Annotated in this window: 13 protein-coding genes; 11 read left to right on the top strand and 2 right to left on the bottom strand. The window is 63.9% G+C overall.

Annotated elements, in window-relative coordinates; genetic code table 11:
- The first annotated feature begins 18 nt into the window (after positions 1 to 18).
- From AADV58_RS08195 to AADV58_RS08245, 11 genes are all read left to right on the top strand, one after another.
- Entirely contained in the window at positions 19 to 1,380 is a 1,362-nt protein-coding gene (locus AADV58_RS08195; protein ID WP_028995828.1) for a DUF1329 domain-containing protein, read from the top strand.
- A 78-nt stretch (positions 1,381 to 1,458) separates the two neighbouring features.
- A complete protein-coding gene (locus tag AADV58_RS08200) occupies positions 1,459 to 2,418 on the top strand; it encodes a WD40/YVTN/BNR-like repeat-containing protein (RefSeq protein ID WP_028995827.1) in 960 nt (319 codons plus the stop codon).
- Positions 2,415 to 4,763 (top strand): efflux RND transporter permease subunit, encoded by a 2,349-nt coding sequence (locus AADV58_RS08205; RefSeq protein WP_028995826.1) that lies wholly within the window; start codon positions 2,415 to 2,417, stop codon positions 4,761 to 4,763. Before AADV58_RS08200 ends, AADV58_RS08205 begins: the two co-directional genes overlap by 4 nt.
- Before the next feature lie 104 nt (positions 4,764 to 4,867).
- Complete coding sequence (locus tag AADV58_RS08210; protein ID WP_341742858.1) at positions 4,868 to 7,267, top strand: 3-hydroxyacyl-CoA dehydrogenase/enoyl-CoA hydratase family protein; 2,400 nt, start codon at positions 4,868 to 4,870, stop codon at positions 7,265 to 7,267.
- 22 nt (positions 7,268 to 7,289) lie between these two features.
- Positions 7,290 to 8,489 carry an acetyl-CoA C-acyltransferase gene (locus tag AADV58_RS08215; protein ID WP_341742859.1) on the top strand — a complete coding sequence of 400 codons (1,200 nt, stop codon included), beginning with the start codon at positions 7,290 to 7,292 and terminating at the stop codon, positions 8,487 to 8,489.
- Positions 8,489 to 9,019: a DUF4442 domain-containing protein gene (locus AADV58_RS08220; RefSeq protein WP_028995823.1), complete on the top strand. Its 531-nt coding sequence runs from the start codon at positions 8,489 to 8,491 to the stop codon at positions 9,017 to 9,019. The genes AADV58_RS08215 and AADV58_RS08220 overlap by 1 nt, the downstream gene beginning before the upstream one ends.
- Positions 8,997 to 10,655, top strand: coding sequence for a long-chain-fatty-acid--CoA ligase (locus tag AADV58_RS08225; protein ID WP_281983686.1), 1,659 nt, complete (start codon positions 8,997 to 8,999; stop codon positions 10,653 to 10,655). Before AADV58_RS08220 ends, AADV58_RS08225 begins: the two co-directional genes overlap by 23 nt.
- Before the next feature lies 1 nt (position 10,656).
- Complete coding sequence (locus AADV58_RS08230) at positions 10,657 to 11,604, top strand: NAD(P)H-dependent flavin oxidoreductase (protein ID WP_028995821.1); 948 nt, start codon at positions 10,657 to 10,659, stop codon at positions 11,602 to 11,604.
- A 22-nt stretch (positions 11,605 to 11,626) separates the two neighbouring features.
- Complete coding sequence (locus tag AADV58_RS08235; protein ID WP_341742860.1) at positions 11,627 to 13,426, top strand: acyl-CoA dehydrogenase C-terminal domain-containing protein; 1,800 nt, start codon at positions 11,627 to 11,629, stop codon at positions 13,424 to 13,426.
- A 72-nt stretch (positions 13,427 to 13,498) separates the two neighbouring features.
- Positions 13,499 to 14,320 carry a crotonase/enoyl-CoA hydratase family protein gene (locus tag AADV58_RS08240; RefSeq protein WP_341742861.1) on the top strand — a complete coding sequence of 274 codons (822 nt, stop codon included), beginning with the start codon at positions 13,499 to 13,501 and terminating at the stop codon, positions 14,318 to 14,320.
- A gap of 110 nt (positions 14,321 to 14,430) precedes the next feature.
- Positions 14,431 to 14,790 carry a hypothetical protein gene (locus AADV58_RS08245; RefSeq protein ID WP_028995818.1) on the top strand — a complete coding sequence of 120 codons (360 nt, stop codon included), beginning with the start codon at positions 14,431 to 14,433 and terminating at the stop codon, positions 14,788 to 14,790.
- 11 nt (positions 14,791 to 14,801) lie between these two features.
- Here AADV58_RS08245 and ppk1 read toward each other — a convergent pair whose 3' ends face one another.
- Both ppk1 and AADV58_RS08255 read right to left on the bottom strand, forming a co-directional pair.
- Positions 14,802 to 16,880, bottom strand: coding sequence for a polyphosphate kinase 1 (gene ppk1 / locus AADV58_RS08250; protein WP_028995817.1), 2,079 nt, complete (start codon positions 16,878 to 16,880; stop codon positions 14,802 to 14,804).
- Between the two features lie 100 nt (positions 16,881 to 16,980).
- Positions 16,981 to 17,478, bottom strand: a complete 498-nt coding sequence (locus tag AADV58_RS08255; RefSeq protein ID WP_051295494.1) for an ankyrin repeat domain-containing protein — start codon at positions 17,476 to 17,478, stop codon at positions 16,981 to 16,983.
- Positions 17,479 to 17,626 lie beyond the last annotated feature (148 nt).

Consider the following 17,626-nt stretch of genomic DNA (forward strand, 5'->3'; position numbering starts at 1 on the left):
CACCAGGAGACATAGAACATGAAAAGAACCCTATCCATGCTGAGCACTGCGGTTGTTCTGGCTTTTGCCGGGACGGCCGTGCACGCCCAGGTGTCGGCAGCCGATGCTGCCAAGCTGGGCAAGAGCCTGACGCCGATGGGCGCCGAGGCAGCGGCTAATGCGGCGGGCACGATCCCGGCCTGGACCGGCGGCCTGACCAAGCCGGTCGCCGGTCATGTGCCGGGCGGCCACTATCCCGATCCGTTCGCTGCCGACAAGCCCTTGTTCACCATCGATGCCAGCAACGCCGACAAGTACAAGGCACAGCTGACGCCGGGTCAGATCGCGATGCTCAAGAAATATCCGACCTGGAAGATGAACGTCTACCCGACGCAGCGCAGCGCGACCTTCCCGAAGGCCAATCTGGACGACACGATGGCCAACGCCACCCGCGCCAAACTGGTCAGCGGCGGTGCCGGCGTGACCGGGACCACCGGCGGTGTTCCCTTCCCGATTCCCAAGGATGGCCTGGAAGCGATCTGGAACACGGTCATGCGCTACAAGGGCGATACCTATGCGATGAACTGGAGCCAGGCGGCAGTGACGCGCGACGGCGCCTATACGCCGGTGCGCTTCGAGTACGAGTATGACTTTTCCTATGGCAACCTGACCAAGCCGGAGAAGGACCGCGAGCCGAACAAGCTGGTGAACTTCCTGCAGACGGTGACGGCACCGGCCCGCCTGGCCGGCCAGATCCTGCTGGTGCACGAAACGGTGGACCAGTTGAAGGAGCCGCGTACCGCGTGGACCTACAATCCGGGCCAGCGTCGTGTCCGTCTGGCGCCGAACGTCGCCTACGACAATCCGGGCACGGCCGCCGACGGTCTGCGCACCAACGACGATTTCGGCATGTTCAACGGCGCCACCGACCGCTACAACTGGAAGCTGGTCGGCAAGCAGGAGCTGTTCGTTCCGTACAACTCCTACAAGCTGTCCGGCAACCAGGTGAAGATGGCCGACGTCCTGCGTCCGGGCCACATCAACCCGGATCATGCACGTTATGAGCTGCACCGCGTCTGGGTGGTCGAGGCGACCTTGAAGGAAGGCACCAGCCACATCTACAAGAAGCGCACCTTCTATATCGATGAAGACAGCTGGATGATCATGGTCTCCGACAAGTACGACGCACGCGGCGAGTTGTGGCGTGTTTCGGAACAGCATGCGATCAACTTCTACGACGTGCCGATGTTCTACGGCACCATCGAAGTGCACCATGACCTGCAGTCCGGTCGTTACCTGGCGATGGGCTTGCGCAACGACGAACCCAAGGTCTGGGAAAAGACCAAGCGCAGCGCGGCGGACTTCACGCCGGCCGGCCTGCGTGGCATCGGAACGCGCTAAGCGCTGACCGGCCTGGGCTTCCTGCGGGGCGATAGCGGCCCCGCAGGACAGCCTGCATGCCAACTTCCGGGAATCTTCATGAACAAAAGCATAGGTTTGATCTTTGCCGTTTTCGTTGCGTTGTCCGTCAGCTATGCCTTCTCGGCACGCAAGGGGCCGCCGATGCCGGCCACCGAAATCACCCTGAACAACGCCTTGCTGCTTGATACGCAGCGCGCCGGCCAGCGCCTGGTTGCGGTCGGCGAGCGCGGTTACATCTTCATTTCCGACGACGAGGGCGGCGCCTGGCGCCGGGTGCCCAGCGGCGTCGAAACGACCCTGAATGCCGTCGCCTTTGCCGACCTGCTCGGCGTTGCCGTCGGTCACGATGCCGCGATCGTGCGCAGCGACGATGGCGGCCAGACCTGGAAAGCGGTTTTCAGTGCGCCGGAACAGCTGCGTCCCTTGCTCGACGTCGCTTTCGTCAGTCCGCAGCACGTGCTGGCCATCGGCGCCTACGGTGCCGTCTTCGAAAGCACCGACGGCGGTTTGAACTGGAACGAACGCCAGATCGTCGACGGCGACCGTCACTTCAACGCCCTGGCCCGTCTGGCCGACGGCACCCTGATGATCGCCGGCGAGGCCGGCACCTTGCTGCGCTCGAACGATGGCGGTGCCAACTGGGAAATTCTGCCGCCGGCCTACGCCGGCTCGTATTTCGGCATCCAGCCGCTGGCCCAGGGTGGCGTGCTGGTCTATGGCATGCGCGGCACGGTGCTGCGCAGCGACGACCGTGGCGACAGCTGGCAAACGCTGACCAGCGAGGGCGCCGGTTCGCTGTTCGGCAGCACCATGACGACCGACGGCAGCATCGTGCTGGTCGGCCAGAACGGCACCGTACTCGGCAGCCGTGACGGCGGTACGTCGTTCAAGCGGTTGCCGGTGCAGGGCAGCCGCCTGTGGACGGCGGCGGTACCGGCGCCGGTCGCCGGCGAGGCAATGATTTTCGGCGAAGGCGCTGTTGCCCGTGTCGATGCGGCAAGCGGAGAAAAACAATGAAAACGAATTCCGTCGTAACCGCCATCGGCCAGGTCCTGTTCGGCTGGCGACGCAGCTTCCTGGCGCTGTTCGTGCTGATCACCCTGGCGCTCAGCTGGTCGGCGACCCAGTTGCGGGTCGATGCGGGTTTCCAGAAGATGATCCCGCTCAAGCATGAATACATGCAGACCTTCACCGAGTACCAGAAGACCTTCGGCGGTGCCAACCGCGTGCTGCTGGCGCTGCGTATCGACGAAGGCGACATCTACACGCCCGAGTTCTTCGCCACGCTCAAGGCAGTCACCGACGAGGTCTTCTTCCTGCCCGGTGTCGAACGCGCTTCGGTGACGTCGCTGTTCACGCCCAACGTCCGCTTCATCGAAGTCGTCGAGGATGGCTTTGCCGGCGGCAACGTGATTCCCGCCGATTTCGCCGGCACCCCGGAAGACCTTGAAGAGGTTCGCGCCAACGTGCTCAAGTCGGGACGCGTCGGTCGCCTGGTGTCGAACGATTTCAAGGGCGCGCTGGTCAGCGCCGAACTGCTCGAAGTCGATCCGTCGACCGGTGCCCGCCTCGATTACGCGGCGGTCGCCGGCAAGCTCGAGGAAATCCGCAGCCGCCATCAGAAGGACGGCGTCACCGTGCACATCATCGGGTTCGCCAAGGCGGTCGGCGACATCACCGAGGGCGCGCGTGCGGTCCTGCTTTTCTTCCTGGTCGCCTTCGTGATCACGGCGGTGCTGCTCTATCTGTATTCCGGTTCGGCGAAGCTGACGGCGGTCGCGCTGATCTGCGCGATGATCCCGGTGATCTGGCTGCTCGGCCTGCTGCCGCTGCTCGGCTACGGCATCGACCCGATGTCGATCCTGGTGCCTTTCCTGATCTTCTCGATCGGCGTCAGCCACGCGGTGCAGATGACCAACGCCTGGCAGCTCGAAGTGATCGGCGGCGCCGACGGCCTGACCGCCGCGCACAAGTCCTTCCTCAAGCTGTTCATGCCCGGGGCGATGGCCCTGCTGGCCAATGCGCTCGGTTTCATGGTCATCCTCTACATCGAGATCGACATGGTCCGTGAACTGGCGATCACCGCCAGCCTGGGCGTCGCGCTGATGATCGTGACCAACAAGATGCTGCTGACCATCCTGCTGTCGTGGATGGACCTGTCGCCCAGCGAGCGGCAACGCTCGGCCGGCCGCAAGAACAGCGGTGACTGGTTGTGGGTGTGGTTGAAGCGTGCCGCCGCGCCGCGGCCGGCGCTGCTCATCCTGGTCGCCGCCGCCGTGCTGCTGGCCGTCGGCACCTGGCAATCGCGCGACCTGCGCACCGGCGACCTCGGCAAGGGCATACCCGAACTGCACGACGACTCGCGCTACAACCGCGATACGGCGGCCATCGTCGACAGCTTCTCGATTGGCGTCGATGTGCTGTCGGTGATCGCCCAGTCGCGCAATGTCGACGGCGCCTGCACCGATTTCACGATCATGGACACGCTCGACCGCTTCGAGTCGACGATGCGCAACGTTCATGGCGTGCAGGGCGTGCTCTCGCTGCCGGGCATGGCCAAGACCGTCAACGCCGGCTGGAACGAAGGCAATCCGCGCTGGCGCGTGCTGTCGCGCGATCCGAGCATCCTTGCCCAGTCGGTGACGCCGATCGACACCAGCACCGGTCTGCTCGATACCGACTGCAACGCCATGCAGATCATGATCTTCACCCGCGACCATGAAGGCAGCACGATTGCCCATGTGGTGAACGAAGTGAAGAAGTTCATCGCCGCCAATCCGTCCGAGAACCTCGAACTGAAGCTGGCTTCGGGCAATGTCGGCGTGATGGTGGCGACCAACGAAGCCGTCGATGCTGCCGAAGTGACCATGCTGCTGCTGCTGTTCGGGTCGATCAGCCTGCTGTGCCTGATCGAGTTCCGCTCGTGGCGGGCGACGCTGTGCATCATCCTGCCGCTGGCCATCGTTGCCGTGCTGTGCAACGCCTTGATGGCGCTGCTCGGCATCGGCCTCAAGGTGTCCACGCTGCCGGTGATCGCGCTTGGCGTCGGCGTCGGCGTCGATTACGGCATCTACCTCTACGAGCGCATGGAGCACGAGCTGCACAAGGGCGTCAGCCTGCCTGCCGCCTTCCTCGAGGCGCTGCGCCAGCGCGGCACGGCAATCGGCTTCACGGCCGCGACGATGTCCATCGGTGTCGGTACCTGGGCCTTCTCGGCGCTCAAGTTCCAGGCCGATATGGGCATCCTGCTGGCCTTCATGTTCATCGTGAACATGGCCGGTGCCATCCTGCTCCTGCCGGCATTGGCCGCCTTCCTGGTGAAACTTCCCGGCCAGGCGGGAGCAAAAACCGCCAGTCACTGAACGGGCAAGGAAAAATGCCTTGACCGGAAGTGCGCACTGTCTATAATTCAAACGTTCGTTTTATTTTTGACGAAACCAGACCAGACCAACAAAAGGAGACAAGCTTGAACAAGCTGATCGTTAAGAAAGCCGCGGTACTCGGTGCCGGCGTGATGGGCGCGCAGATTGCCGCCCACCTCGCCAATGCCAATGTGCCGGTGCTGCTGTTCGACCTGCCGGCCAAGGAAGGCGACAAGAACGGCATCGTCAACAAGGCCCTCGACGGCCTCAAGAAGCTCGACCCGGCACCGCTCGCCAGCAAGGGCAAGCTCAAGTTCATCGACGCCGCCAATTACGACGAGCACCTGCCGCTGCTCGCCGACTGCGACCTGATCATCGAGGCCATCGCCGAGCGCATGGACTGGAAGAACGACCTCTACGCAAAGATCGCGCCGCACATTGGCGCCAAGGCGATTGTCGCTTCCAATACCTCCGGCCTGTCGATGAACGCACTGGCCCAGGGCTTGCCGGAAAATATCCGGCCGCGCTTCTGCGGCATCCATTTCTTCAACCCGCCGCGTTACATGCACCTGGTTGAAATCATTGCCACGCAGAGCACCGACGCCGGTACGCTAGCTGCGCTGGAAACCTGGCTGACCTCGCGCCTCGGCAAGGGCGTGATCCGTGCGCTCGATACCCCGAATTTCGTCGCCAACCGCATCGGCGTCTTCTCCATCCTCGCCGTCATGCATCACACCCAGGCTTTCGGCCTTGGCTTTGACGAAGTCGATGCGCTGACCGGTCCCAAGATCGGCCGCCCGAAGAGTGCCACCTACCGCACCGCCGACGTCGTTGGCCTCGATACCCTGGCGCACGTCGTCAAGACCATGCAGGACACGCTGCCGAATGACCCGTGGCACAGCTACTTCACGACCCCGGCCTGGCTGCAGGCGCTGATCGGGCAGGGCGCGCTGGGCCAGAAGACCCGTTGCGGCATCTTCCGCAAGCAGGGCAAGGAAATCCAGGTGCTCGACCTGGCGGCACAGGATTACCGCAAGTCGGCCGGCGAAATCGCCGCCGACGTCGATGCCATCCTGAAAATGCGCAACCCGGCCGAGAAGTTCGCCGCCCTGCGCGCCGCGACGCATCCGCAGGCGCAGTTCCTGTGGGCCATCTTCCGTGACATCTTTCACTACGCCGCCGTGCAGCTGGAGCACGTCGCCGACAACGCCCGCGACCTGGATCTGGCGATGCGCTGGGGCTTCGGCTGGGCGCAGGGGCCGTTCGAAACCTGGCAGGCCGCCGGCTGGCGCGACATCGCCCAGGCCGTCGCCGCCGACATCGCAGCCGGCCGCAGCATGAGCCAGGTTGCCTTGCCGGCGTGGGCGCTGGAAGCCCAGCGCACGGGTGTGCATACCGCCGAAGGCTCGTATTCCGCCAGCAAGAACACCTATGTGCCGCGTTCGACGCTGCCGGTTTACCAGCGCCAGCTCTTCCCCGAGCGCGTGCTGGGTGAAACCGCACTGGCGCCGGAAAAGTCCGGCGAGACCTTGTTCGAGAACGACGGCGTTCGCCTGTGGCGTCTGCCGGCGATCGATGGCGGGATCGGCATCCTTTCCTTCAAGTCCAAGATGCACACCATCGGCGACGAAGTGCTCGACGGCCTGATCGCCGCCGTGCGCCACGCCGAAACGACGCTCGACGGCGTGGTGGTCTGGCACGAAGCGCCGTTCGCCGTTGGCGCCAACCTGCAGCAGGTCGGCGAAGCCTGTGCCGCCGGTCAATTCGAGATGCTGGAAAAGACCGTCGAGAAATTCCAGCGCGCTTCGCAGACGCTGAAATACGCGCAGGTGCCGACCGTCGCTGCGGTGCAGGGCATGGCGCTGGGCGGTGGTTGCGAATTCGTCATGCACGCCGGCAAGCGCGTCATGGCGCTGGAAAGCTACGTCGGCCTGGTCGAGGCCGGGGTCGGCCTGATTCCGGCCGGTGGCGGCTGCAAGGAGTTTGCCGTACGCGCTGCCGAGTGGGCCGCGCAATCGGCAACGCCGGGCGAGGTTTTCAACTTCCTGCAACCGGTGTTCCAGACCATCGCCATGGCCAAAGTTGCCAAGAGCGCGGTCGAAGTCATCGACATGGGCTTTGCCAAGCCATCCGACACCATCCTGTTCAACGCCCACGAGCTGCTCTTCGTCGCCATCAAGGAAGCGCGCGCCATGGCCGATGCCGGTTACGCGCCGCCGCCGATGGCCCGCGCCATCCCGGTCGCCGGCAAGAACGGCATCGCGACGCTGGAGATGATGCTGGTGAACATGAAGGAGGGCGGCATGATTTCCGCCCACGACTACAAGGTCGCCAAGTCGGCCGCCATCGCGCTGTGCGGCGGCGAAGTCGAAACCGGCAGCCTGGTCGATGAAGAATGGTTGATCACCGTCGAGCGCCGCCTCTTCGTCGAATTGCTGAAAACCCCCGAAACCCAGGCCCGGATCAAGCACATGCTCGAAACCGGAAAACCTTTGCGTAATTAATCGGGTCAGGAGACAAATAAAAATGAGCAAACAGATTCAAGACGCCTACATCGTCGCCGCAACCCGCCTGCCGGTGGCCAAGCGTAACGGCATGTTCAAAAACGTGCGGCCGGACGACATGCTGGCCGCCGTCATCAAGGCCGTGGTTGCCCAGGTGCCGGGCATCGACCCGGCGCGCATCGGCGACGTCATCGTCGGCTGCGCCATGCCGGAAGCCGAGCAGGGTATGAACGTCGCCCGCATCGGCGCACTGCTGGCCGGTCTACCGATCACCGTGCCGGGCATCACCATCAACCGCTTCTGCTCGTCAGGCGTGCAGGCGGTTAGTGACGCCGCCAACCAGATCCGCCTCGGCCTGGCCGACGTGATGATCGCCGCCGGTACCGAGTCGATGTCGGTGATGCCGCAGATCATGGGCAACAAGATGTCGATGAACCCGGCGATTTTTGCGAAAGAGGAAAACCTCGGCATCGCTTTCGGCATGGGCCTGACCGCCGAGAAGGTCGCCAACCAGTGGAAGATTTCCCGCGACGCCCAGGACGCCTTCGCCCTGGCCTCGAACCAGAAGGCCTGCGCGGCAATTGCCGCCGGCCACTTCAAGGCCGAGACGACGCCGTACGCGATCAGCGAAAGCCTGCCTGACCTGGCGTCCGGCAACATCAAGTTGCGCGAGCGTGTCGTCGATACCGACGAAGGCCCGCGTGCCGATGCCTCGCTGGAACGCCTCGGCAAGCTGAAGCCGGTCTTCCATGCCCGCGGTTCGGTCACTGCCGGCAACTCCTCGCAGATGTCGGACGGTGCCGGCGCGGTCATGCTGGTGTCGGAGAAGGTCCTCAAGGAACACAACCTGACCCCGCTCGCCCGTTTTGCCGGTTATGCCGTCGGCGGCGTGGCGCCCGAGATCATGGGCATCGGCCCGATTGCCGCCATCCCCAAGGTGCTGGCCCAGGTCGGTATTCATCAGGACGACCTCGACTGGATCGAACTCAACGAAGCCTTCGCCGCGCAGTCGCTGGCGGTGATGCAGGAACTGGGGATCAATCCGGACAAGGTCAATCCGCTTGGCGGCGCCATCGCGCTTGGCCATCCGCTCGGCGCTACTGGTGCCATCCGTATTGCCACGCTGGTGCACGGTTTGCAGCGCACCGGCGGTCGTTACGGCATGGTCAGCATGTGTATCGGCACCGGCATGGGTGCGGCCGGCATCATCGAACGGATCTGATGAAACCCGCCTGGCTCGCCAAACTCTCGCCGGCCTGGCGCGCCCGCATGGTGCGCCTGGGCTTCAACCTGCATCCGGCGTTTCGCGGGACAGGCGGGCGGGTCGTGCATGTGGCGCGCGATCTGCGCCACATCCGCATCTGCCTGCCGCTGAACTGGAAGACCAAGAACATCGTCGGCTCGATCTACGGCGGTTCGCTGTTCGCAATCACCGACGGCGCGCATCCGATGATGCTGATGGCGGCGCTGGGCGATGCCTACATCGTCTGGGACAAGGCGGCCAGCATCCGTTACCGCAAGCCGGGTTACACCACGCTGTACGCCGATTTCCTGTTGCCGGAGGAAGAAATTTCAGCAATTCGCGGCGCCCTGGTGGAATATCCGGAGCTTGAGCGGACTTATACGGTCGAATTGAAGGACAGGCACGGCACGGTACATACCGTGGTCGAACGCACGGTCTACATTGCCGAGAAAAATCACTACCGGCGCAAAGGCGGAGGAGACAAAAATGGAAAAAATCTGGCGCAATAGTTACCCCGCAGGGGTACCGCACGAAATCGACATCGACCACATTCCGTCACTGGTGGTCCTGTTCGAGGATGCTTGTGCGAAGTTCGGCGATCAGGTCGCCTACATCAGCATGGGCAAGGAAATGACCTACCGGCAGCTCGATGAGGAATCGAAGCACTTTGCCGGCTGGCTGCAATCGCTGGGCCTGAAGAAGGGCGAGCGGGTGGCGTTGATGATGCCCAACCTGCTGCAGTACCCGGTGGCCTTGTTCGGCACGCTGCGTGCCGGTTGCGTGGTGGTCAATTGCAATCCCCTGTACACCCCGCGCGAACTCGAACACCAGTTGAAGGATTCCGGGGCGACGGCCATCGTCATCGTCGAGAACTTCGCCCATACCCTGGAGCAGGTGATCGCCCGCACGCCGATCCGCCATGTCGTGGTCACGCCGATGGGCGAACTGCTCGGACTCAAGGGCCACCTCGTCAATTTCGTCGTGCGCCATGTCAAGAAGCTGGTGCCGGCCTGGAAGCTGCCCGGGGCCATCAGCTTCAACAGCGCGCTGGCAAGCGGTCGCCGGCATGGCTGGCAGCCGGTGGCGCTGGACCACGACGACATCGCCTTCCTGCAATACACCGGCGGTACCACTGGCGTTTCAAAGGGGGCGATGCTGACCCACGCGAACATCGCGTCCAACGTCACTCAGGCTTACAACTGGATCATGCCGGCGGTGCGCGAAGGCCAGGAATTCATCATCACTGCCTTGCCGCTGTATCACATCTTCGCGCTGACGGCGAACTGCCTGACCTTCCTGATGATCGGCGCGAAGAACCTGCTGATCGCCAATCCGCGCGACATTCCGGGCTTCGTCAAGGAATGGTCGAAGTATCCGGTGACCGTGGTGACCGGCGTGAACACCTTGTTCAATGCGCTGCTCAACAATCCGGAGTTCGCCAAGCTCGACTTCTCGACGATGAACGTCACGCTGGGTGGCGGCATGGCGGTGCAGGCGCCGGTGGCCGAGCGCTGGCTGAAGACGGTCGGGGTGCCGCTAATGCAGGCCTACGGCCTGACCGAAACCAGCCCGGCGGCGACGATCAACCCGCTCGACCTGCACGATTTCAACGGTTCCATCGGCCTGCCGATTTCGTCGACGGAAGTTTCGGTGCGCGACGACAGCGGCGCCGAAGTGCCGGTCAACCAGGTCGGCGAAATCTGCATTCGCGGGCCGCAGGTGATGAAGGGCTACTGGAACCGCCCGGACGAGACCGCCAATGTCTTCTACCCGGACGGCTACCTGCGTACCGGCGACGTCGGCTACGTCGATCAGAAAGGTTTCGTCTACCTGGTCGACCGCAAGAAGGACATGATCCTGGTGTCTGGCTTCAACGTCTATCCCAATGAAGTCGAGGAAGCCGTCGCCATGCTGCCGGGGATCATCGACGTCGCCGCCATCGGCGTGGCCGACGAGCACTCCGGCGAAGCGGTGAAGATTTTCGTGGTGCGCAAGGATCCGCGCATCACCGAAAAGGACGTGATCGAGCACTGCCGCACCGTGCTCACCGGTTACAAGATTCCCAAACACATCGAATTCCGCGACGACCTGCCGCGGACCAACGTCGGCAAGATCCTGCGCCGCGCCCTCAAGGAAGGAGCCTGAGTTGTCCATTCCCGTTTCACTCAACCGTAACCTGACGCTGCCGGTCATCTGCGCGCCGATGTTCATCATCTCCAACCCGGACCTGGTCATCGCCCAGTGCAAGAGCGGCGTCATCGGCTCGTTCCCGGCGCTCAACGCTCGCCCCAAGGAAATGCTCGACGACTGGCTGTTGCGCATCAAGCGCGAACTGGCCGCCGATCCGCAGGCGGCGCCGTTCGCGGTCAACCAGATCATCCATCCGTCGAACGATCGCCTGGAGCACGACATGGCGCTGTGCGTGAAGCACGAGGTGCCGCTGATCATCACCAGCCTGTCGGCGCCGACGCAGATCGTGCCGCACGTACATGCCTACGGCGGCAAGGTCTTCCACGACGTGATCAGCGTGCGCCACGCCGAGAAGGCGCTGGAAGCCGGTGTCGACGGCCTGATTCTGGTCTGCGCCGGCGCCGGCGGCCATGCCGGCACGCTCAGCCCGTTCGCGCTGGTCGGCGAGATCCGCAAGTTCTACGACGGCCCGATTGCCTTGTCGGGAGCGATCACCAACGGCAGCGCCATCCTCTCCGCGCAGGCCATGGGCGCCGATTTCGCCTACATCGGCACGCGCTTCATCGCCACGCCGGAAGCCAATGCGGTCGAGGGCTACAAGCAGGCGATCCTCGATTCCGCCGCCAAGGATGTCGTCTATACGCCGTATTTTACCGGCGTCCATGGCAACTACCTGAAGAAGAGCATCGTCGCCGCTGGCCTCGATCCGGACGACCTGCCGGTCAAGGACAAAAGCGCCATGAGCTTCGGCGGCGCCCGCGACGCCAAGGCCTGGAAGGACATCTGGGGTGCCGGGCAGGGTGTCGGCACCATCGACGAGGTCATGCCGACGGCCGAACTGGTCGCCCGCCTGCGCCAGGAATACCGCAGCGCCAAGGCGGCGCTGTGCAGCAATCCCTTCTGAAAACAACAATCGGAGACAAGCAATGAGTGAATACCGCGCCCCCATCAAGGACATGCGCTTCGTCATGGACGAACTGGCCGGCTTCAAGGAATTGAGTAGCCTGCCCGGTTTCGAGGAAGCCACGGCCGACATGGCCGACGCCATCCTGGAAGAATCCGCCCGCTTTGCCGGCGAAGTCCTGGCCCCGCTCAACCGTACCGGCGACAAGGAAGGCTGCAAGCTGACCGCCAGCGGCGTGACCACGCCGAGCGGCTGGAAGGAAGCCTACGCCCAGTACCGCGACGCCGGCTGGAACGGCATGACCTCGCCGGCCGAATTCGGCGGCCAGGGCCTGCCCGACACGCTCGGCATCGCGGTCAAGGAAATGCTCTGTTCGGCCAACATGGCGTTCAGCCTCGGCCCCTTGCTCACCACCGGCGCTGTCGAGGCACTGCTGACCTGCGCCAGCGACGAACTCAAGGCCATCTACCTGGAAAAGATGATTTCCGGCGAGTGGACCGGCACCATGAACCTGACCGAGCCGCAGGCCGGTTCCGATCTGGCGCTGATCCGCTCGCGCGCCGAGCCGCAGGCAGACGGCAGCTACAAGGTGTTCGGCCAGAAGATCTTCATCACCTACGGCGACCACGACATGACCGAGAACATCGTCCATCTCGTGCTTGCCCGCCTGCCGGCCGCGCCGGCCGGGGTGAAGGGCATATCGATGTTCCTGGTGCCCAAGTTCATGGTCAATGGCGACGGTTCGCTTGGCGCACGTAACGACGCCTACTGCGTTTCCATCGAACACAAGCTCGGCATCCACGCCAGCCCGACCTGCGTCATGGCCTACGGCGACAACGGCGGCGCCATCGGCTACCTGCTCGGCGAGCCGAACCGCGGCCTCGAATACATGTTCATCATGATGAACGAAGCCCGCCTCGGCGTCGGCCTGCAGGGCATCGCGCTCGGCGAGCGTGCCTACCAGCAGGCGCTCGGCTATGCCCGCGAACGCAAGCAGGGCCGCGATGCGCTGACCGGCGAAGCGCTGGTTACCATCGACCGTCATCCGGACATCCGGCGCATGCTGATGTTGATGAAGTCGCGCGTCGAAGCCTGCCGCGCCATGGCTTATTACACCTCCGGCCTGCTAGACCGCGCGCATGCGCTGAGCGATGCCGAAGAACGCAAGAAAGCGCTGTACCTGGCCGAATTCATGATTCCCATCGTCAAGGGCGGCGGCACCGAAATGGGCATCGAAGTGACCTCGCTCGGCGTCCAGATCTACGGCGGCATGGGCTTCATCGAGGAAACCGGCGCCGCCCAGCACTGGCGCGATTCGCGCATCACCACCATCTACGAAGGCACCACCGGCATCCAGGCCAACGACCTGCTGTTCCGCAAGCTGATGCGCGATCAGGGCGCCACCGCCCGGATCGTCTTCGGCGAGGTCTACGCCACCGCCAAGGCGCTCGGCGCCTCCGGCAAGCCCGAACTGCAGACGATCGGCCAGCGCCTGGGCGTTGCCCTGAAGGCCTGGACCGAAGCCACCGAATGGCTGGCGGCCAACGCCAAAACCGGCCTCGGCGGCGTGCTGACCGCCGCCGTGCCGTATCTGCACCTGGCCGTCACCGTTTGCGGCGGCTGGTTCATGGGCAAGGCCGCGCTGGCCGCGGCCGGCTACCTCGATCAGGGCGAGGGCGACCCGGTGTTCTACCGCAACAAACTCGCCAGCGCGCGTTTCTACGCCGACCAGATGCTGCCCCAGGCCAACGCCTACGCTGCCACCGTGATGGCCGGCGACGCGGCGATTGCCGGGCTCGGTAGCGAACTGTTCGACGCCTGATTTTTTCGGCTGTACTTTCTCCATCCCTGCGTTTCACCCCCGCCCGTCGGGGGTGTTTTTTTGGAGTCCGCCATGCAATTTCCCGAACTGACGGTGATCGAGCCGACGCTGGCCGATGGCGTCCTTGAACTGCGCCTGAACCGCCCCGACAAATCCAACGCCCTCGACGACGCGCTGTGGCAGGAACTGCGCACCGCCTTCGACTGGGCCGACGCCACGCCGGCCGTGCGCGTCGTCGTGCTGTCCGGTGCCGGCCGGCATTTTTGCGCCGGCATCGACCTCGCCATGCTCGGCGGCATCATGGCGCGCATCGCCAATCCCGACCAGGCGCGCAGCCGCGAAGCTTTACGCCGGCTGATCCTCGACCTGCAGGACTGCCTTGGCGCCGTCGAACGCTGCCGTAAGCCGGTAATCGCCGCTATTCATGGCGCCTGCTTGGGCGGAGGGCTCGATCTCGCCTGCTGTTGCGACATGCGTTACGCCAGCAGCGACGCACAGTTTTCGGTGCGCGAAATCGACATCGGCATGGTCGCCGACGTCGGCTCGCTGCAACGCTTGCCCGGCCTGATCGCGCCGGGGCTGGCGCGCGAACTGGCCTACACCGGCCGCGACCTCGGCGCCGACGAAGCCTTGCGTAGCGGCCTGGTCAATCAGGTCTGGGCCGATGCCGAAGCGCTGCACGCCGGCGTACTCGCCATCGCCCGCCGCATCGCCGGCAAGTCGCCGCTGGCCGTGCGCGGCAGCAAGGAAATCCTCAACTACAGCCGCGACCACTGCGTTGCAGACGGTCTTTCCTACGTTGCCACCTGGAACGCCGCCATGCTGCTGTCGGCCGACCTGAACGAAGCGATGCAGGCCGCCCGCGAGCGCCGTCCGCCGCAGTTTGCCGACTGAACCGGGGCGCGTTCAGGAAAATCCGGGCCCGGGCTTCCGGAAAATGGCAGTCAAATCCGGACCGGGCTTGCTATGCTTGGTCAGGACGAAACACGCAAAGGAGTTGCCCGATGGCCATCGGATGGATGACGATACTCTCCAATGTTCCCTGGAGCGAAGTGATCAAGAACGCGCCGGTGGTCGCCGACGGCGCCCGCAAACTGTGGAACAAGGTCGGTGGCAAGGGCGCGGCCAGCGAGCCCGCTGCCCCGGTGCCGGCGGCTTCGCCGGAAGACCGGCTGGCCGAGCTGCAGGCGCGCGTCGACGCCCTGCATGCCCAGATGCTGACGGCCAGCGAAGTGATCGCCTCGCTGGCTGAACAGAACGCCCAACTGGTCGCGCGCATCGAAAGCAATCGCCGGCGTACGCTGGCGCTGCTGATCATCAATATCGGCGTGGCCGGTCTGGCGCTGACCGCCTGGCTGAACTGAGCGGCGGCCGATCAGCCGCCGAGCAGGACCATCAATTCGCCCTGGGCGTTGTGCGGCTTGCTGCGGCTGGAGCGTCGACGCTGGTAGGCACCATGGCTGTTCATGTCCCAACCCTGCTGGTTGTCGGCCAGGTAGAACTTCAGGCCTTCGGTGATGACGCGGCGTTTCAGTTTCGGGTCGAGAATGGGGAAGCCCAGTTCGATGCGCTTGAAGAAGTTGCGGTCCATCCAGTCGGCTGACGAGAGATAGATGTTTTCCTTGCCGCCGGCGTGGAAATACATGATCCGGTGGTGTTCGAGGAAGCGGCCGATGATCGAGCGCACGCGGATGTTCTCCGACAAGCCCGGAACGCCGGGGCGCAACATGCAGATGCCGCGCACGATCAGGTTGATCTCGACGCCGGCTTTAGACGCTTCGTAAAGCGCGTTGATGACTTCCGGCTCGACCAGCGAGTTCATCTTGGCGACGATGCGCGCCTTCTGGCCGGCACGAGCGGCTTCCGCCTCGGCCTCGATGGCGGCGACGACGTTCTGCTGCAGCGTGAACGGCGCCTGCCACAGGTGCTTCAGCGTCCGTGCCTTGCCCAGGCCGGTCAGTTGCTTGAAGACCTCGGAAACGTCGTGGGTGATTTCCTCGTTGGCGGTGAGCAGACCAAAGTCGGAGTAGAGACGGGCAGTACGCGGGTGATAGTTGCCGGTGCCGAGGTGAGCGTAGCGCTTGAGGCCGCCTTCTTCGCGGCGGACGATGAGCAGCGCCTTGGCGTGAACCTTGTAGCCGACCACGCCATAGACCACGTGGGCGCCAACTTCCTCAAGCTTGGTCGCCCAGCCGATGTTGGCTTCCTCGTCGAAACGGGCCATCAGTTCGACGACCACGGTGACTTCCTTGCCACTCTGCGCGGCGCGCAGCAGCGACTGCATCAGTACCGAATCGGTGCCGGTGCGATAGACCGTCATCTTGATCGCGACCACGCTCGGGTCCTTGGCCGCCTGGTTGAGCAGTTCGATGACCGGGGCGAAGGACTGGTAGGGGTGGTGCAGCAGGATGTCGTTGCGGCGGATGGCGTCGAAGATGCTGCCGCCCTTGGGCAGGCCCTTGGGGGTGCCGGGAACGAAGGGGCGGAATTTCATGTCCGGGCGGTCGACCCAGTCGGGCACCTGCATCAGTCGCACCAGGTTGACCGGGCCATGCACGCGGTAGAGATCGACCTGCTGCAGGCCGAATTGCGAGAGCAGGAATTCGGTGATCGCCGGCGAACAGTTGTCTGCCACTTCCAGGCGCACCGCGTTGCCGAAATGGCGTTGCGGCAATTCACCCTGCAGCTTGGTGCGCAGGTTGGTGACTTCTTCCTCGTCGACGAACAGGTCGGAATTGCGCGTGGCGCGGAACTGGTAGCAGCCGAGCACGGTCATGCCGGTGAACAGCTCACTGACGAACTCGTGCAGGATCGACGACAGGAAGACGAAACCATAGGCACAGCCGGCCAGTTCCTCGGGAACCTGGATGACGCGGGGCAGGACGCGCGGCGCCTGGACGATGGCGATGTTCGAGCTGCGACCGAAGGCGTCCTTGCCTTCGAGTTCGACGGCGAAATTCAGGCTCTTGTTGAGGACGCGCGGGAAGGGGTGCGACGGGTCGAGCCCGATCGGCGTCAGCACCGGCACCATCTCACGCTGGAAATAATCGCGGATCCATTCGCGTTGCGCTTCGTTCCAGGTCGAGCGCCGCAGGAAGCGGATGCCTTCGGCGGCCAGCGCCGGCAGGATGACGTCGTTCAGGTGCTGGTACTGCTCGGTGACGATGGCGTGCGCTTCGGCCGACACCAGGCGGAAGGTTTCCTGCGCCGTCTTGCCGTCGATGGTGACCACCGGCGTATGCGCCCGGATCTGTTCCTTGAGGCCGGAGACGCGGATTTCGAAGAACTCGTCCATGTTGCTCGAGACGATGCACAGGAAGCGCAGGCGCTCGAGCAGGGGCATCCGTTCATCCTGCGCCTGGGCCAGTACCCGGCGGTTGAAGGCGAGCAGGCCGAGTTCACGGTTCAGGTAGTTTTCTGCCGGAAATCTGGGGGTAAGCGGAGTATTGATCATGGCGCGCAATCCAAAAGCAGTTTCTCAAGTATAGGCCTCAAGCTGCTCATTTTGTTGCGTTTGTGTTACGGCAAGATGACGCGCCCGGAGATTGTTCGATTCAGCGCATGTCCTTGGCCATGCGCAGTGCGTCGGCTTCCAGCACCAGGGTGTCGGTGCCGGCGCAACCGGTCATGTCGATTTCCTCGATATCGGGCAGGGCCACCGGTTCCAGTTCCTCTTGTACGGTCAGGCCGGCACGCTGGGCTTTCCAGCAGGCAATCATGACTTCGTTCTCGGTCAGGCCGCATTCCATGCCCTCGGGCAGGGTGGCGCCGAGTTCGAGCAGGGTGCGCACGACCTCGGTCCGCTTGCCGCGGATGGCCATGCTCAGCGGCGAGGTTGGCAGGCGGTTGTCCGCTAGATTCACGTGGGCGCCGCGTTGCGCCAGTTCGCGGACGATCTCGGCGTGACCCATGAAGCAGGCAATGCCCATGGCTAGGCCGGGTTCGCCGTTGCCGTCGTCGAGTTCGACCGGTTCGCCAGCATCCAGCGCCGCCTTGACGTCGGTCAGCTTGCCGGCACGGATGGCTTTGATCAGCATGATTTGTGAGGACATTTTTATCTTTCAGTAAGTTTTGCTGAATCTTACTGTTAGATATGGAGGCTGATTGCTAAGGAGTGTAATTTTTCGGGAAGCATGGCAAGTCAGAAGGTATTTCTGAATGCCAGTCGAGATTGTAATGCCCATAAGCAAATAGGCCCCG

The sequence above is a fragment of the Azonexus hydrophilus genome (genome assembly GCF_038368255.1).
Classification (GTDB): domain Bacteria; phylum Pseudomonadota; class Gammaproteobacteria; order Burkholderiales; family Rhodocyclaceae; genus Azonexus; species Azonexus hydrophilus.

Excerpts from the sequence above, each read along its gene's own strand:
- AADV58_RS08195 (WP_028995828.1), top strand. The coding sequence starts at position 19 with ATGAAAAGAACCCTATCCATGCTGAGCACTGCGGTTGTTCTGGCTTTT.
- AADV58_RS08200 (WP_028995827.1), top strand. The coding sequence starts at position 1,459 with ATGAACAAAAGCATAGGTTTGATCTTTGCCGTTTTCGTTGCGTTGTCC.
- AADV58_RS08205 (WP_028995826.1), top strand. The coding sequence starts at position 2,415 with ATGAAAACGAATTCCGTCGTAACCGCCATCGGCCAGGTCCTGTTCGGC.
- AADV58_RS08215 (WP_341742859.1), top strand. The coding sequence starts at position 7,290 with ATGAGCAAACAGATTCAAGACGCCTACATCGTCGCCGCAACCCGCCTG.
- AADV58_RS08220 (WP_028995823.1), top strand. The coding sequence starts at position 8,489 with ATGAAACCCGCCTGGCTCGCCAAACTCTCGCCGGCCTGGCGCGCCCGC.
- AADV58_RS08225 (WP_281983686.1), top strand. The coding sequence starts at position 8,997 with ATGGAAAAAATCTGGCGCAATAGTTACCCCGCAGGGGTACCGCACGAA.
- AADV58_RS08235 (WP_341742860.1), top strand. The coding sequence starts at position 11,627 with ATGAGTGAATACCGCGCCCCCATCAAGGACATGCGCTTCGTCATGGAC.
- AADV58_RS08240 (WP_341742861.1), top strand. The coding sequence starts at position 13,499 with ATGCAATTTCCCGAACTGACGGTGATCGAGCCGACGCTGGCCGATGGC.
- AADV58_RS08245 (WP_028995818.1), top strand. The coding sequence starts at position 14,431 with ATGGCCATCGGATGGATGACGATACTCTCCAATGTTCCCTGGAGCGAA.
- ppk1 (WP_028995817.1), bottom strand. The coding sequence starts at position 16,880 with ATGATCAATACTCCGCTTACCCCCAGATTTCCGGCAGAAAACTACCTG.
- AADV58_RS08255 (WP_051295494.1), bottom strand. The coding sequence starts at position 17,478 with ATGTCCTCACAAATCATGCTGATCAAAGCCATCCGTGCCGGCAAGCTG.